General features: G+C 51.2%; 8 protein-coding genes and 8 pseudogenes. 6 read left to right on the top strand and 10 right to left on the bottom strand.

The genetic code is table 11. The features are described 5' to 3' along the window. The first annotated feature begins 224 nt into the window (after positions 1 to 224). Positions 225 to 467, top strand: a complete 243-nt coding sequence (zapB, locus tag DZ54_RS0105390; RefSeq protein ID WP_025673343.1) for a cell division protein ZapB — start codon at positions 225 to 227, stop codon at positions 465 to 467. A 50-nt stretch (positions 468 to 517) separates the two neighbouring features. Here zapB and rraA read toward each other — a convergent pair whose 3' ends face one another. The 7 genes and pseudogenes from rraA to priA form a co-directional block, all read right to left on the bottom strand. Continuing rightward, entirely contained in the window at positions 518 to 1,039 is a 522-nt protein-coding gene (rraA, locus tag DZ54_RS0105385; protein ID WP_025673342.1) for a ribonuclease E activity regulator RraA, read from the bottom strand. Between the two features lie 119 nt (positions 1,040 to 1,158). Next, complete coding sequence (locus DZ54_RS0105380) at positions 1,159 to 2,064, bottom strand: 1,4-dihydroxy-2-naphthoate polyprenyltransferase (protein ID WP_025673341.1); 906 nt, start codon at positions 2,062 to 2,064, stop codon at positions 1,159 to 1,161. Positions 2,065 to 2,224: 160 nt separating this feature from the next. Further along, positions 2,225 to 3,557 (bottom strand): annotated as a pseudogene (gene hslU, locus DZ54_RS19350) (HslU--HslV peptidase ATPase subunit). Between the two features lie 2 nt (positions 3,558 to 3,559). Next, positions 3,560 to 4,096 (bottom strand): ATP-dependent protease subunit HslV, encoded by a 537-nt coding sequence (hslV, locus tag DZ54_RS0105370; protein ID WP_025673340.1) that lies wholly within the window; start codon positions 4,094 to 4,096, stop codon positions 3,560 to 3,562. A gap of 163 nt (positions 4,097 to 4,259) precedes the next feature. Next, positions 4,260 to 4,817, bottom strand: a pseudogene (locus DZ54_RS27365) (SPOR domain-containing protein). A 71-nt stretch (positions 4,818 to 4,888) separates the two neighbouring features. Beyond that, positions 4,889 to 5,899 (bottom strand): annotated as a pseudogene (cytR, locus tag DZ54_RS0105360) (DNA-binding transcriptional regulator CytR); the annotation flags it as partial. 169 nt (positions 5,900 to 6,068) lie between these two features. Beyond that, positions 6,069 to 8,271, bottom strand: a pseudogene (gene priA, locus DZ54_RS19340) (primosomal protein N'). A 217-nt stretch (positions 8,272 to 8,488) separates the two neighbouring features. Between priA and rpmE the strand changes: the two are divergent. Continuing rightward, on the top strand, positions 8,489 to 8,704 hold the full coding sequence (gene rpmE, locus DZ54_RS0105350; protein WP_025673338.1) for a 50S ribosomal protein L31: 216 nt from the start codon (positions 8,489 to 8,491) through the stop codon (positions 8,702 to 8,704). A gap of 254 nt (positions 8,705 to 8,958) precedes the next feature. Continuing rightward, positions 8,959 to 10,203, top strand: a complete 1,245-nt coding sequence (locus DZ54_RS0105340; protein ID WP_025673336.1) for a malic enzyme-like NAD(P)-binding protein — start codon at positions 8,959 to 8,961, stop codon at positions 10,201 to 10,203. 76 nt (positions 10,204 to 10,279) lie between these two features. Here the strand turns inward: DZ54_RS0105340 and metJ are convergent, their stop codons facing one another. Beyond that, entirely contained in the window at positions 10,280 to 10,597 is a 318-nt protein-coding gene (gene metJ, locus DZ54_RS0105335; protein ID WP_025673335.1) for a met regulon transcriptional regulator MetJ, read from the bottom strand. Between the two features lie 186 nt (positions 10,598 to 10,783). On the opposite strand from metJ, the pseudogene metB reads away from it, so the two are divergent. The 3 genes and pseudogenes from metB to metF all read left to right on the top strand — a co-directional run bounded on the left by metB (position 10,784) and on the right by metF (position 15,572). Beyond that, positions 10,784 to 11,943: pseudogene (metB, locus tag DZ54_RS19335) on the top strand (cystathionine gamma-synthase). Positions 11,944 to 12,017: 74 nt separating this feature from the next. Beyond that, positions 12,018 to 14,458, top strand: a pseudogene (locus DZ54_RS19330) (bifunctional aspartate kinase/homoserine dehydrogenase II). 214 nt (positions 14,459 to 14,672) lie between these two features. Continuing rightward, positions 14,673 to 15,572 (top strand): methylenetetrahydrofolate reductase, encoded by a 900-nt coding sequence (metF, locus tag DZ54_RS0105320; protein ID WP_025673334.1) that lies wholly within the window; start codon positions 14,673 to 14,675, stop codon positions 15,570 to 15,572. 92 nt (positions 15,573 to 15,664) lie between these two features. Here metF and DZ54_RS19325 read toward each other — a convergent pair. Continuing rightward, positions 15,665 to 16,212 (bottom strand): annotated as a pseudogene (locus DZ54_RS19325) (PadR family transcriptional regulator). Between the two features lie 58 nt (positions 16,213 to 16,270). Beyond that, a pseudogene (locus DZ54_RS0105310) lies at positions 16,271 to 16,618 on the bottom strand (PLP-dependent transferase); the annotation flags it as partial. Positions 16,619 to 16,706 lie beyond the last annotated feature (88 nt).

Below are 16,706 nucleotides of genomic sequence, written 5' to 3'. Positions count from 1 at the left end.
AAATAGAAAACGTTTGCGTGACGGTCGCGAGGGTGATTTTTTTCATCGCCGTGTGATAGTTGGCGAAGTCGCTGCATTTTTGCGCACTTGTCCATGAACAGGTAGTGAGAATAGTGGCAGTCTGATATCACCTGAGTACAATAAAGTCGGGGTGCACACCTGTTGCACGGGTTGCTGCCTGATGGGCAGTAACGGGATCAATCGTCAGAAATAAGGTGGCCTTGATGTCATTGGAAGTATTAGAACAACTCGAAGCTAAAGTACAAATGGCGGTGGATACCATTTCGCTGCTACAAATGGAACTCGAAGAGCTCAAAGAGAAGAACGGGTCGCTGGAGCAAGACGCCGTGGCGGAAAAAGAAAGCCGTGAGCAATTGGCACAAGAAAACGCCAAGCTAAAAGAAGAGCAAGAAGCCTGGCAGAATCGCATTCGCAGCTTGCTGGGTAAGATTGAGAGCGTTGAATAAACCAAAAACAGAGCCGATGGGCTCTGTTTTTCATTGGTCAGCGTGCGTCATTAATCCTCGTCGAGGTCATCGTCTTCTTCGTCGACCTCGGTGATGCTAAGCGGATCCGGCGATAAAATAACGCCTGTGGTATCGGCATAGACATGGTCATCAGGCAAGAAGGTGACACCACCAAAGTTGACGGGAACGTCGGTTTCTCCGGTGCCTTGCTCATCAGCACCCACAGGAATAGACGCTAGCGCTTGGATACCAATATCAATTTCATCAATGGTATCGACGTCACGCACACAGCCATAAACAATGATGCCAGCCCAGTCGTTATCTGCTGCGAGCTGTGCAATCTCGCCATCAATCAAGGCTCGGCGTAACGAGCCACCGCCATCGATCAACATAACCCGCTGTTCGCCGTCTTGCTCGGCCATCTCTCGAATTAAGCCTGTATCTTCGAAGCATTTTACTGTGGTAATTTGGCCACCAAACGAGTTGCGGCCCCCATAAGAGCTAAACATTGGCTCCACGACATCCACTTGGTCGAGGTACATGTCGCATAGTTCCGAGGTATTGTATTCCATAGTCTAACTTCTTGTTGAGGCAGAAAAAGGCTGACAAGCTTACGCTGCCAACATGGCAAGTCCAAGTATAACGGGGCAATAAGGGTTTGCAATGACAAAGCGGCTAATCTGTGTCTTTATTAGACTAACAGCATTCCAGTCATAAATAGCCCATTGGTTACCAAGGCGCAGCGCACCATGCTTCCCATCATGGGACGAAGCGCGGTCGCATTGGCCGTTTGATACACTTCACGTCCATGGCGTACTAATAGAGGAACACTCGCCAAAAATAGCCATCCTAACCAGGCCTGTAAGGTTAACGCCGCGAATAGTGAGTAACACACAATCGCACCGGCAAGCAGGATGACATGATATTGCCGGCCTCGTTCGGGCCCCAGGCGCACCACCAGTGTGTGTTTGCCACAAGCTCGATCGTTGTCAATATCACGTAAGTTATTGATGTTTAGTACGCCGACAGCCAGTAATCCGCATGCCGTAGCGGGCAAAATGACCAGTGAGTCGATCTGTCCAACTTGTAAATAGTAGGTGCCTGCGACGCCTAGCCAACCAAAAAACATGAGAACAGATAAATCACCGAGCCCTCGATATCCATAAGGTTTGTTACCGACGGTGTAAGTGATGGAGGCGACGATTGCCATTAATCCGAGCAATAAAAAACTAATAATATCGGTGGGCTGTTGGCAGGCGATTGCGATCAGTCCGCCGCCACTTAAGACCGTTAAAGCAACATTGAATATCAGGGCCCGACGCATGGTGGTGAGGCTCACTTTACCCGATTGAATCGCGCGCATCGGACCTAATCGGGTCATGTTGTCCGTGCCTTTTATCGCATCCCCGTAGTCATTGGCAAGATTAGAGAGGATTTGTAAGAACAAGGCGGTGATCAGCGCCATCACACTGATGGACCAAGAGAGGCTTCCTTGCGTGGCAGCGACGGCACTTCCCGATAGAATAGATGTCACGGCCAAAGGCAGGGTTTTGGGTCGCGCAGCATCAAGCCAAATAGCAAGAGTAGGGTGCAGCATAGCGATCCTCGAGACGAAAAAACGATATCGCTATTATCGCGTAAGCGGCATAAGGAGTAACGAGCTTGCGGTCGAAATCCGGCGTCCTATTGCGCCAGCTCAAGTTTTGATGCAAAAAAGGGCAGCGTTTGCTGCCCTGAATTCGATATTAACGCAGTGGTTACAGAATAAAGCGGCTTAAGTCTTCGTCATCCACCAGCTCTTCGTAGGTGGCTACGGACGTATTCCGCGTCAACCACGACCTGTTGACCGGCACGTTCTCTGGCTTCGTATGAGACATCTTCCATCAATCGCTCCATCAAGGTATGGAGACGACGCGCGCCGATGTTTTCGGTTTTCTCATTGACCCGCCACGCCGCGGAAGCGAGCTCATCAATACCGCTTTGCTCAAAGCTCAAGTCAATCTCCTCGGTTTTGAGTAGCGCCGAGTATTGTTGGGTCAGTGAGGCGTTAGGTTCGGTGAGGATCCGCTTGAAGTCATTGGTTGAGAGCGCTTCCAGTTCGACGCGGATTGGCAGACGGCCTTGTAGCTCTGGGATCAGGTCAGATGGACGTGATACCTGGAAGGCACCGGAAGCGATAAACAGGATATGATCGGTGTTGATCATGCCATGCTTGGTTGAGACCGTACTGCCTTCAACTAACGGTAAGAGATCACGCTGTACCCCTTCACGGGACACATCGCCACCACTGGTGTTGCCGGATTTACAGATTTTATCAATCTCATCCACGAACACAATGCCGTTGTTCTCTACCATGTGAATGGCTTGCTCTTTGATTTCTTCTTGGTTGACCAGCTTGGCGGCCTCTTCTTCGGTCAGCGCCTTCATTGCGTCTTTGATTTTCATCTTACGCTTTTTGGTGCTGTTGCCGGCAAGGTTTTGGAACATCCCTTGCAGCTGGTTGGTCATTTCTTCCATGCCTGGAGGTGACATGATTTCCACACCCATTTGCGGTGCAGCCACATCGACTTCTACTTCTTTATCGTCAAGTTTCCCTTCGCGTAATTTTTTACGGAAGCTTTGGCGCGTTGACGAATCTTCTTGGCTCTCTTCGTTTTGACCCCATGCATCACGCGCTGGTGGCAATAAGATATCGAGAATCCGGTCTTCTGCTTGCTCTTCCGCGTGGAATTTGACCTTTTCCATCGCCTGCTGCTGGGTCAGGTTCATTGCCACATCCGCGAGATCGCGAATAATGGTTTCGACTTCTTTCCCCACATAGCCCACCTCGGTGAACTTGGTCGCTTCTACCTTGATAAAAGGTGCATTGGCTAACCGTGCGAGACGACGCGCAATTTCGGTTTTACCCACACCGGTAGGACCGATCATCAAGATGTTTTTCGGGGTCACTTCCGCACGCAAGTCTTCTGGCAGTTGCATACGGCGCCAGCGGTTTCGCAGTGCGATCGCCACCGCACGTTTGGCATTGTCTTGACCGATAATATGGCGATCAAGTTCGTGCACTATTTCGCGTGGAGTCATTTCAGACATCACTAATCCTGTTTATTACTCTCGAGTTCTTCAACCGTGTGTTGTTGGTTTGTAAACACACATATATCACCGGCGATGGTTAGCGCTTTCTCTGCAATCTCGCGGGCGTCTAACTCGGTGTTTTCTAGCATGGCAATGGCAGCGGCTTGCGCATAGTTTCCGCCTGAGCCAATGGCGATCAGGTCGTTCTCTGGCTCAACCACATCACCATTACCGGTAATGATTAAGGACGCGGTTTCATCGGCGACGGCCAGTAAGGCTTCGAGGCGACGCAGTGCGCGATCGGTTCGCCATTCTTTGGCAAGCTCAACCGCGGCTTTGGTTAGGTGCCCTTGGTGGAGCTCAAGCTTACGCTCAAAGCGCTCAAATAAGGTAAAGGCATCCGCGGTACCGCCAGCAAAACCGGCTAATACTTGGCCGTTATATAAGCGACGAACTTTTCGAGCATTGCCTTTCATCACGGTATTGCCGAGCGATACTTGACCATCGCCAGCAATAACCACTTTACCTTCGCGACGGACGGAGACGATTGTAGTCACGGGAACCTCTTTGTTTGTGTCTGGTACACCAGATGGGTGATTAGTGTAAATGGTTGGGTTTTGACGCTGACTTTTCAAGGGGTGGGAGGAATTTCACTTGGCGGTGAGGCGAACAAATCGCCTCGTTTAATAAATTGACCCCTTGATCCTGTCTCCCCGCTGACTATTCCCAATACCAGATGGCACAAGGTTCGACGCCGGCACGGCGCAGCATATTGCGATCTTTCTCTGCTTGCCGTTTGCGAGGGTACGGACCGAGCACAACACGATACCAGGTGCCTTTCTCGCCAGGGCTTACTTTGATTTGGCTTTCTAAGCCTGAAACGCAATGATGGCTTTACGTTCATTGGCCTGCCCTTGGCTACGGTAAGCACCGCATTGCATGAGGTAAGGACGGGTAGATTGTGGCAGCGCTTTGGCTTTTACTTCCACTTCTTTGCCTTCCAGCTCTTCGATATAGCGCCACTTTTCTTCCGGCTTTTTCGGGAGGCTTTCCCCCTGGCTTTGTGTGGCTGGCTGATCGCGAGTTGCAGGGGGAGAAGGGCGGTGCTGGTGCATCGGTTTTGCTCAACCAATACAGGCCATAAGCAAACGCGCCAACTAAGATTGCAGCGAGAAGGGCCCATTTAAACGGGAAGCCAGCGCGCGTCTTTGTCGGTTGGCGGCGGGTATTTTTTTTACGCGGCGCTTTGCCACGTTTGACGTAATCACGAGTTGCCACAGCAAATAATCAAATTAAGAAGCCAGTAAAAGGCTTATATTACTGGCTTCAGCCTGTGCTGACTAGTCTTACTACCGAGACGGTGGGGCGACGCTCTCACGGATCACCAGCTTGGCGTCCAAAAGTCGCGATCCGGGATTCACTTCTCGTCCTTGTAAGGTGTTCAGTAACATTAACATCGCTTGGCGACCAATGTCGTAGCGAGGTTGTGATACGGTCGTGAGGGGGGGATCGCAATATTCAGCAAACTGGATATCGTCAAAGCCTACCATCGAGATGTCTTGCGGCACTCGCATCCCCAAACGTTTCGCTTGTTGCATCGCTCCGACGGCCATCACATCGCAATGACAGAATACCGCAGTCGGTGGCTCAGGCAGTGAAAGCAAATGAGTCATGGCGCGGGCACCGGACGCAAAACTAAAGTCACCAACGACGCTATAAGCAGGGTTGATGGTGATCCCCGACCGATGTAACGCTTGCTGATAGCCTTGTGAGCGGAACTGCGTTAATGCCGTCTCCGGTACACCGGTAATGTTAGCGATTCGGGTATGACCGACTTGTGTCAGGTAATTAACGGCCTCAAAGGCGGCGGTGAGGTTATCGATATGAACAGTTGGTAACTCCAAGTCTGGCGCATATTCACAGGCCATGACCAGGGGGGGCAAGTTTTTTTGCTCAGGCTTGCTGACATCAAAAGGGACATCAGAGCCAAGCAGCAACATGCCATCCGCTTGTTTGGTAAAGACCAAATTAACGAATGAATTTTCGCGGTGGTGTTGCTGGGCACTGTCACCAAGTAAAACCAGGTAGCCATGTTCCATTGCGGCTTCTTCAATGCCGCGAATGATCTCACTGAAGTAAGGATCACAAATATCCGGTACGATAGCGACGATGGTTTTTGATTCGTTGCGGCGCAAGTTCCGTGCGAGTGAATTGGGGGAATAACCGGCTTCAACCACAGCATGCTCAACTTTTTTACGCGTGGAGGCTGATACCTTTTCTGGGTTCATCAGTGCGCGCGATACCGTTGCTGTGGATACACCGGCAATGTGGGCAACGTCCTTCATTGTCGCCATAATGACAGTCCTCTTGTTATCTGTATTGTGAGATCAAACAGTTATTAGCTCATCTGACCTGTTTTCTTAGCCAATTGCGGCTTTATTTTACCTAGCCTTGTCCAATTTAAACACGGACAAGCTAACACTTATTGCAATGAAAGCGTGATCTATGTCGCTTTACTGCAAGGGAATGTTAAGAAAGGTCTTGCGGCTCAACATCTAATGACCAACGTACTCTACGTGAAAGCGGCAATTGATGGATCGCAGGAAGAGCAACCGTTAACCATTGCTGCATGACTTTTCGGCTTGGTGCTTGGATTAATAATTGCCAGCGATAACGGCCCGCGCGTTTGGCCATCGCTGCGGGCATAGGACCCATGATATGGCTTTGATCTTGTTGAATGGGTGAAGCCGCGAGGGTTTGACGCACTTGTTGTAAAAATTGCTGCACACTGTTTTCTTCGTGACCTTCGGCACGGAATAAACTCAGGAATGTGTACGGCGGAAGCCAAGCTTGGCGGCGTTCCGTGAGGGCTGATTCGGCAAAGGCTTGATAGCCTTTATGCACCAGCGATTGGATCAGGCTATGCTCAGGGTGGTGAGTTTGTAATAGCACCGTCCCTGGTTTACTGGCGCGTCCTGCTCGTCCGGCCACTTGCACCATCAGCTGAGCGAGTCGTTCGGGCGCGCGAAAATCATTACTAAACAAGGCACCGTCGACATCAACTAAAGCCACCAGTGTGACATTGGGGAAGTGGTGCCCTTTGGCGAGCATCTGCGTGCCCAGTAGTATCTGATATTCGCCCTTTTCGATCCCGTTAAGATAGGTCTCTAAGCTCCCCTTGCGCCGAGTATTATCGCGGTCAATACGCACGGTTTGATACTCAGGGAAAAGCTCGCCCAACTGGTTTTCTAGCTGCTCGGTGCCCACGCCCACACTGATTAATTGGGTGGAGCCGCAATCGCCGCACTGGTGCGGGACGGGTTTTTGATGGCCACAATGATGGCAGCGCAATTCTTGATGTTGCTGGTGAAGAGTGTAGTAAGCATCACAACGTTGACAATTAGCGAGCCAACCGCATTCATGGCACATCATGGCGGGCGCATAACCACGGCGGTTTAAAAACAGCATCACCTGATTGCCTTGTTGCAGGTGCTGCCGCATTTCGGCAATGAGTGGGGCGGATAACCCGGCCTCGAGATAGTGCCCTTTGATGTCGAGTATCCCTTGGCGCGCCGTAACCGCATTGCCGGGGCGCTGAGTGAGCTTGAGGTACTGATATTTACCGGTTTTCGCGTTATGTAAGCTTTCTAAAGAGGGCGTGGCAGAGCCGAGTATTACCGGCACCTGTTCTTCATGCCCGCGCATAACGGCCAAGTCCCGGGCATGGTAACGGAAGCTATCTTGCTGTTTATACGAGGGGTCATGCTCTTCATCAATAATGATGATGCCCAAATTGGCCATTGGCGTGAACAGCGCAGACCGCGTACCAATAATGATCGCGGCTTGGTTCTCGCGCGCCGCCAGCCAGGCTTTTAGTCGATCGTTGTCATTTAAGCCTGAATGCATCACGGTGACGGGGACACGAAAGCGGCGTTCAAATCGACGAATGGTTTGCGGGGTGAGGCCGATTTCTGGTACTAAAATTAAGGCTTGCTCACCGCGTTCAAGCACGGGTTCGAGCACGTTCAGGTACACTTCTGTTTTCCCTGACCCGGTGATCCCCTCGAGTAAGGCGCAAGCAAAGCCATCATTGGCATTAATAGTCGCCACCGCCATCGCCTGCTCATGATTGAGCGCGGGTTTATCTTCGGTCACGGCAAAATGCGGTTGCCAAACTTGGGCATCTAGCGGTGGTGTGTAAGGGGCTATCCAGCCTTTTTCGGCTACGGTTTTTAGTCACCGGTGCGCCGATGTCTTGTTCTATCAAGTCGGCATGAGTGGCAGGGCCGTGAGTGAGTAACTGCAACACCCGGGCTTGTTTGGGTGCACGGCTCAGACCCGAAAGAGGTTGGTTTTGTCCTGACTCGGTAATTTGCCACCATTTTTGCTGCTGTAATGTCGCCGGCCGTCCTTTTCGAAGCTGGGTTGGCATCACGGCGCCCATCGCATCGCCTAACGGGTGATGATAAAAACGGCTTGCCCAATGGAGTAAATTGTAGACGCCAGGCGTCCAAACCGGTTGGGTATCCAGCACGGCATCGATCGCCTTGAGTTGGCTCGCGTCGACACTAGCGGTGGAGGATAAGCCCATGACAATGCCAACTTTGTGTTGGCGGCCAAACGGAACTTTCACGCGCCCACCAATGATGGGGCGTTGATTGTCACCAATTCGGTAATCAAACGTTTTCGCCAACGGGACCGGTAGGGCCACTTGAGCAAACTGTTCCATCACAACATCTTATTGACTAGAAGGAAGCTCAGTGTAACGGTTCACCTTGGGTTGGCAAAGCCTTGTTGTACGGTGACGTGGCGTGGTGGTTGCACAAAAAAGTTGCGAAACCGGAGGGGCTTGATTAGAATTGCGCGCCTTAGAAAATATTTGTTAACGACGTGTGGTGCCCGGCTTAGGATCGGGAGAGCGACACGGCCTTTAAAATGAGGTTATCCCTATGAAAGCTGGTATCCATCCAGAGTACAAAGCCGTCACAGCAAAATGCTCGTGCGGTAACGAATTTTCGTTCAGCACAACGCTAGGTAAAAACATCAACCTAGACGTGTGTGACAAATGTCACCCATTCTACACCGGTAAGCAGCGTATCCTTGATGCTGGTGGCCGTGTTGACCGCTTTAAGAAACGTTTCGGTGCCCTTAGCAGCAAAAAATAAGCCGCTAAAGACCGAATACAGAGAAAGGACGCGTAAGCGTCCTTTTTTTGATCTTAGTGTCACTGTTCTCGCCCAACCGGTCCGAGCTTTCTGTTGAATCAGTGGTTAAGGCTGGTGGACGTTTACCCTCTGCGTTACCATCTTTACCCTTATACAAACCTTTCCTGTGTGGTTTGTAGAGTGTCTGGCTAATACCGGTCATCCTTCCTTACCGGTATTGGTTATCCCTTCACGATAATAACTAGGAAAACGACATGTCGGACGATAAACGCCAGCAAGCGCTGGATTATCATGCATACCCTACCCCCGGAAAAATCTCCGTTGAACTGAGTAAGCCTGCTGATTCAGCGGCGGATCTTGCACTTGCCTACAGCCCAGGGGTCGCTGAGCCTGTGCGTGAAATAGCCCAAGATACGGATGCGGTGTATCGCTATACCGGTAAAGGCAATATGGTCGCGGTGATATCCAATGGGACCGCTATTTTGGGATTAGGGAATTTAGGGCCGATGGCGTCAAAGCCCGTCATGGAAGGTAAAGCGTTATTGTTCAAGCGTTTTGCAGGCTTGGACTCGATCGACATCGAAGTCAAACATCGCACCATCGATGAGTTTGTTGATACCGTTGCCAATATTGCGGATACCTTTGGCGGTATTAATCTCGAAGATATTAAAGCCCCAGATTGTTTTGAAATTGAAAAGCAGCTGATTGAGCGCTGCGAAGTGCCTGTTTTCCATGATGACCAACATGGTACCGCGATCGTAACTGCCGCTGGTATGCTGAACGCGCTTGAGTTGCAAGGTAAAAAAATCGGAGAGGCCACCATTGTATGTCTGGGGGCGGGCGCCGCTGCGGTGGCCTGTATGGAGCTATTGATCAAGTGTGGCGCACAGCGCGAAAAGATTTACATGCTGGATCGCAAAGGCGTGATCCACACCCGTCGTGATGACATTAACAAGTATAAGCAGCTGTTTGCCAATAACACCGACAAACGCACCCTCGAAGACGTGATTGAAGGCGCGGACTTGTTTGTAGGGGTGTCAGGTCCGGATTTGCTCTCGCCTGAGGCATTAAAACTGATGGCGAATAAACCTATCGTGTTTGCTTGCTCAAATCCAGATCCAGAGATTAACCCAGAGGTGGCGCACCAAGTCCGGAGTGATCTGATTATAGGGACGGGACGTTCGGATTATCCTAACCAGGTGAATAATGTCTTGTGCTTCCCGTTTATTTTTCGGGGCGCGTTAGATGTGCGTGCCAGTGAAATTAATGATGCGATGAAGCTTGCGGCCGTTGAAGCGATTCGCAGCCTTGCTAAAGAACCTGTGCCCCAATCGGTTTTAGACGCAGCGGGCTTATCATCACTCAGTTTTGGGCCTGACTACATCATCCCTAAGCCCATGGACGCGCGTTTATTGTCTAAGGTGGCACGCGCGGTGGCGCTGGCGGCTGTTGAAACTGGCGTTGCCCGTATCAAGATGCCTGAAAACTATATGTTATAGCGTGGCGTATTCTCACGCACAAGTAATAGACAGTAAGGATGCTGAACCAATAAAAACCCGCCGATTGGCGGKTTTTTTAGTATTCGCTATCATCGAACTCGATCCCAAGTTCTTCCATGATCCGACGTGCTTCGGCAGGAATGCTGTCGGGTTTATCCTTACGGATATCGTCATCGGTTGGCAGAGGCTGCCCAGTATAGGCATGCAAAAATGCCTCACACAACAGCTCACTGTTGGTCGCATGACGCAGGTTATGAACCTGACGGCGAGTACGCTCATCAGTAAGTATTTTTAATACTTTGAGTGGGATAGAGACGGTGATCTTCTTTACCTGTTCTTTCTTTTTACCATGTTCGGCATACGGATTAATGTAATCGCCGTTCCACTGCGCCATGTCTCACCTATCTTGATTATGGAATACCCAGAATAATGCTACGGAGATTTTAGCTATATTAACCGCCACATGCAAAGGTGTTTAGACGTCTAGAAGTGTTGACGTCCTAAAAGTGCGGGGGTAAGGTAGTATGATGACGACGGGATCACGTAAATCGTGCCAGAGCCAGAATAGCAAGGATGAACCATGACACGTAAAAAAACCGATACCATTGCCGTGCGAACCGGAATTGGCACTGATACCCAACATCATGCGGTCGTGCCGCCTTTATATTTATCAACCAATTATCGCTTTCCTGCTTTTGGCGACGTACCCACCTATGATTATGCCCGTGGAGGCAACCCGACCCGTGCGCAGTTAGAGCAAGCGTTAACGGAACTGGAAGGCGGTGCCGGCGCTGTGGTGACCAACTGTGGGATGGCTGCTATTAACTTGGTGCTCTCTTTACTTGATGCTGGCGATCATATCGTCGCGCCGCACGATTGTTATGGTGGCACCTATCGCTTGTTGGACTCACGCGCGAAGCAAGGAATCTGGCAGGTCAATTTTGTCGATCAATCGGACAATGATGCCTTGACTCACGCACTGGCTAAGCAGCCGAAACTGGTGCTGGTGGAAACGCCATCCAATCCACTATTACGTGTGGTGGATATCGCTGACATCTGTCAAAAGGCCCATGAAGCGGGCGCTTTGGTGGTAGTCGATAACACCTTTTTATCACCAGCGCTACAACAGCCGTTTTCACTGGGGGCCGACATCGTCGTGCATTCCACCACCAAGTTTATTAATGGTCATTCTGATATCGTTGGTGGCGCCGTGGTGGCGAAGACGCCGGAATTAGCGGAAACGCTCGCTTGGTGGGGAAACTGCTTAGGCGCAACAGGCAACGCCTTTGACAGTTATATGACATTGCGAGGGTTGCGCACACTGGGCGCTCGGGTTAAACAACACCAGCAAAATACGCAAGCGGTATTGGCCTATTTACAAACCGTGCCTGCGGTGCGGCAACTCTATTATCCTGGTTTGTCGACACACCCAGCCATGAAATCGCCGCCCGTCAGCAGTCTGGGTTTGGTAGTATGCTCAGCCTCGAGCTTGAGACCGATCAAGCTGGGATCGTGCGCTTTATTGAGGGGTTGTCTTTATTTGCGCTTGCTGAGTCATTGGGGGGCGTGGAAAGCCTGGTGACGCATCCGGGATCAATGACGCACCGTGCGATGAGTGATGTCGCGCAAGCCGAGGCTGGCATCACCTCCACGTTGCTGCGTTTTTCTATTGGACTGGAAGACGCCGAGGACTTAGTGGCCGATTTGGCTCATGCCTTCGCCCATTTAGCTGACCAGTAATACCGATTGCTTTAGGTGTTGCTTGGCACCGCACCGCTTTACTGATATTTATTGAGACCAAGAGAGACCTTGTCATGCATGCGCAACCGATGGACACATCCCCCGAATCACAACGCCAATTGCATAAATTTGGTGGCAGTAGCTTAGCGAGCCAGATTGTTACCGTCGTGTGGTCGATGTGCTGACGGCGCATGCGAAACCACACGACTTAATTGTAGTCTCGGCGGCAGGAAAAACCACCAATCAGCTGATTGATTGGCTCGCTCAACTCGGCAAAGACGGCCGGTTGGCCCACGAGACATTACAAGGGGTCCGCGCGTTTCAGCAGGACTTGATTGAAAACTTGATCAACGGTGATCATAAGCAGCAGCTTGTTGACGCCTTATATACGGATATTGCCACCATCGCGTCGCTCGGGGAGACAGAACTGAGTGACAGCGTGCGATCCTATGTGCAGGGATTCGGTGAGGTTTGGTCCGCGCGCCTGTTAGCCGCATTGCTCAACCAGCATCATCGTCAAGCGGTGATGTTAGACTCGCGTCACTGTTTGCGCGCGGAACGTGCCGCCCAACCCGAAGTAGACCGCGGCGCATCGTGGCCACTTTTACAGCATCAGCTTTCTCAGCACACGCAATCTCATGTGGTCATCACCGGCTTTATGGCGCAAAACCAAGCCGGGGAGACCGTGCTTTTGGGGCGCAACGGGTCCGACTATTCGGCCACCGTGCTCGGTGCGTTGGCCGGTGTCAGCCGCGTCACCATCTGGAGTGATGTTGCCGGCGTATACAGCGCGGATCCACGCCATGTGGATAACGCCTGCTTGTTGCCCTTAATCCGACTCGATGAAGCGGGCGAATTGGCACGCCTGGCGGCACCTGTGCTTCATAGCCGTACTTTACAGCCAGTGGCGCAAAGTGCAACGGATCTTACCTTACGCTGTACTCATGCTCCCGACAGTGGATCGACCCATATTGAACGTGTGCTAGCCACGGGGCGAGGGGCAAAAATCATTACATCCTTAGATGATGTGTGCCTGTTGCAATTCGATGTCGCGCGCGGGCAAGATTTTCAGGCGATTAAACAAGAATTAAGCCGCATTCTTTCTCAGTTGAAAGTGCAGCCACTGGCCACCGATTATCAAGACGATCAGTACCGTATTTTACTGGCCTTTACGGCAGAGGTCGTGGCTTCCGTCATGGCGCAAATCCAGGATGCAGGGCTGTCCGCTGAATTAAAGCTACGCGAAGGGTTCAACATGGTTGCGGCCGTCGGGGCGGGGGTGGTCAATAATCCGGTGCATTGTCATGGTTTTCATCAACAGCTAAAGTCACAGCCCGTCGAATTTATCAGTGAATCTGCGTCTGGCCTGAGCATGGTCGCGATTTTGCGCCAGGTACACACGCCTGCACTTGTGGCCAGCTTGCATGACGCGCTTTTCCAAGCCCAGCGTCGTATTGGCCTGGTGTTGGTCGGAAAAGGCAACATTGGGACGCGTTGGCTCAGCCTATTTGCCGAGCAAAAGTTACACCTGGAAAAGCGTCATGGAAAGGAAGTGTCGCTGATTTCTGTGGTGGATAGTCGCAATCAATGGTTGGACTTTGCTGGGATAGCTCCGATGCAAGTAAGGGATGACTTTGATGATAATGGCACGCCATACTTTGATGATGAGTGGTTAACACGCTTATTGAATCATCCTTATGATGATGTTGTGATTTTAGACGTCACCGCCAGTCCCTCACTGGCGGCACTTTATCCGCGTCTCGCCGAGCATGGTTTTCATTTAATTTCTGCCAACAAAGAAGCGGGCGCGGCCCCGGCCGAACAATATCATGGGGTTCAACATGCGTTTGCCAAAACCGGTCGTCATTGGTTATATAACGCCACGGTAGGGGCTGGGCTCCCCATTAATTATGCGGTCCAAGACTTACGGGAAAGCGGTGATCATATCCTCGCGCTGTCGGGGATTTTCTCGGGCACCTTGTCTTGGCTATTTTTGCAATTCACGGGCGAGGCACCGTTCAGTGCTTTACTCGAGCAGGCCTGGCAGCAAGGGCTAACTGAACCGGATCCGCGTGATGATTTGTCGGGGGCCGACGTGGTGCGTAAATTGGTTATCTTGGCGCGGGAAGCCGGCATGTCATTGGAGCCTGAGCAGGTTAAGGTTGAGTCCTTGGTGCCCAAGTCGCTGGCCTCTCTCTCTTTAGATGCGTTTTTTGATAACGCATATCAGATGGATGCGTGTTTACAAGAGCGATTGGAAAAAGCGCATAAAGACCGATCCGTATTGCGCTATGTGGCGCGTCTAGACGCCAATGGCAACGCTCATGTTAGCTTAGAATCCTTACCCAGTGAGCATCCACTTGCGCATCTACTGCCTTGTGATAACGTCTTTGCAATTGAAAGCCAATGGTACCGCGAAAATCCGTTAGTGATCCGCGGACCGGGAGCCGGCCGTGATGTCACCGCCGGCGCCATTCAATCCGATCTAAACTGTTTGATTCGTCGCCTTCACTAATCCGCTCATAGTCTATTGTTATCAAGCTGTCTGCGTGCTGCGTAGGCAGCTTTTTTTCGTATTGAGTCTACCTTCATAACACCATGAGTTCTTTTCATGGTTGAGATCGTTGACATTTCACCCAGATAACGACAACCTTTAGACATATGGACGTCTAAACGTATAAATTAAAAACGCATATTACCGCGAATAAAATTGGTTGCAGGGAGAGGGTATGAGCTACACGCACGCAGGCCACATTGATGCACTAAATCAGAATATTGCCGACTTAGACGGCGACATTAACGTCTCGTTTGAGTTTTTTCCGCCGAGTACGCCCAGTATGGAAGAAACGCTTTGGCACTCTGTGCATCGTCTAAAAGCGCTCAAACCCAAGTTTATGTCGGTGACCTATGGCGCGAATTCTGGCGAGCGTGATCGCACTCACGACATAGTGAAAAGTATTCATGATCAAACGGGGATTGCGGCGGCCCCACATCTGACTTGCATCGATGCCAGCGAAGACGAACTCCGGCATATTGCCCGTGACTACTGGCAAAGTGGTATTCGTGACATTGTTGCTTTGCGCGGGGACTTACCGTCGCCGGAGAAAAAACCGAATATGTATGCGGCGGATTTAGTGCGGCTGCTGAAAGAAGAACATGACTTTGATATTTCGGTCGCCGCCTATCCTGAGGTACATCCTGAAGCGAAAAGCGCGCAAGCGGATTTGATTAATCTGAAACGTAAAGTGGATGCCGGTGCGAGTCGAGCCATCACCCAGTTCTTCTTTGATGTGGAAAGTTATCTACGCTTTCGTGACCGCTGCGTAGCGGCGGGGATTGATGTGGAAATTGTTCCTGGCATTCTTCCCGTCTCGAACTTCAAGCAAGCGTCTCGGTTTGCCAAAATGACCGATGTGCGTGTCCCACAGTGGATGCACAAGCAGTACCAAGGCCTGGAGGATGATCTGGTGACACGCCAGATGGTTGGTGCCTCGATTGCCATCGATATGGTGCGAGTGCTCAGTCGTGAAGGGGTGAAAGATTTTCACTTTTATACCCTCAACCGCGCTGAATTGACCTATGCGCTTTGCCATACCTTAGGGGTTCGCCCGATGGCCGTCGCTCCTTAGTCAACCTGCCAGAACGGTTTATTGTTTAGCAAAAAAATGCGCCCCATTTCGCGGGGCGCATTCGGTTGCGTGTTGTGTTTGTGTTATGTGTATTAAGCGCTAGTAGCCAGCATGGTGAGCTCGTCGCGCACTTCCTGCGCCCAAGCCATCCAAGCACGGCGTTGGTGAATACTGCGGCGTAATGCTAATCGCATCAGGCGTTGCTTTTGAGTTAATTGTGCGTCCTGGCCGTACTCACGCAGCTCAAGCAGGGCATAATGGTTAAGCAGCTGTTGCGATTCGGCAATCAAGTTATTGACATGCTCGAGCATCGGCGCGGGATCCAATACCTCACAGCTGAGTAGCCGTGCGACATACTCGTCGCGAGGCGGAGCCAGCTTGGGTGCTTTAATAAACCACGCCTCTAACACCTCAGTGCCTACTGGGGTAATGGTATACACCTTTTTGTCCGGTTTACCCACTTGAGGCTCTAAGCGATAGGTGACAGCGCCTCGTTCGGCGAGCTTATTCAGTTCACGATAGACCTGTTGATGGCTGGCTTTCCACACATTATTGATGGTGGTGGAAAACGCTTGGTAATATCATAACCCGTGGCGTCGCCGTTGCTGAGCACTGTGAGTATTACATGGGGAAGTGACATCTTTTATATCCACATTTATTTGTACAACAATTGATTCGCGTAAGTGGACCGTACAGGGCTATTTCACTCTGCTCAATGCCTGTTCAAGGTCGGCAATGATGTCATCAATGTGCTCAATGCCGACACAAAGACGGATCATTTCAGGCGTTACCCCGGCCTTGGCTTGCTCTTGCGCATTAAGCTGACGATGGGTGGTTGAGGCAGGATGGCAGGCTAAGGACTTGGCATCGCCGATGTTCACTAAGCGTTTAAACAGATTCAGCGCATCGTAAAACTGCACCCCTTCATCAAAGCCGCCTTTTAAGCCGAATGACAGCAGTGAGGCCGGTAACCCACCGAGGATCAGTGATTTAGCACGTTCATAATGAGGGTGGCTCGGCTGACCAGCATAGTTTACCCACGCCACTGCAGATGATTCGGAGTACAGCTACTCGCTCACGTGTAGCGATGAGTACAGTCATACTCGCTCACGTGTAGCGATGAGTACAGTCATA

This window comes from Salinivibrio socompensis S35 (genome assembly GCF_000513715.1).
GTDB lineage: Bacteria > Pseudomonadota > Gammaproteobacteria > Enterobacterales > Vibrionaceae > Salinivibrio > Salinivibrio socompensis.
Note: the sequence above shows the minus strand (reverse complement) of the source record. Positions and strands in the feature narration are given on the sequence as shown.

What these genes read in the sequence shown, in the direction of transcription:
- metF (WP_025673334.1), top strand. Translation starts at nt 14,673, where the DNA reads ATGAGCTACACGCACGCAGGCCACATTGATGCACTAAATCAGAATATT.
- metJ (WP_025673335.1), bottom strand. Translation starts at nt 10,597, where the DNA reads ATGGCGCAGTGGAACGGCGATTACATTAATCCGTATGCCGAACATGGT.
- zapB (WP_025673343.1), top strand. Translation starts at nt 225, where the DNA reads ATGTCATTGGAAGTATTAGAACAACTCGAAGCTAAAGTACAAATGGCG.
- rraA (WP_025673342.1), bottom strand. Translation starts at nt 1,039, where the DNA reads ATGGAATACAATACCTCGGAACTATGCGACATGTACCTCGACCAAGTG.
- DZ54_RS0105340 (WP_025673336.1), top strand. Translation starts at nt 8,959, where the DNA reads ATGTCGGACGATAAACGCCAGCAAGCGCTGGATTATCATGCATACCCT.
- rpmE (WP_025673338.1), top strand. Translation starts at nt 8,489, where the DNA reads ATGAAAGCTGGTATCCATCCAGAGTACAAAGCCGTCACAGCAAAATGC.
- DZ54_RS0105380 (WP_025673341.1), bottom strand. Translation starts at nt 2,064, where the DNA reads ATGCTGCACCCTACTCTTGCTATTTGGCTTGATGCTGCGCGACCCAAA.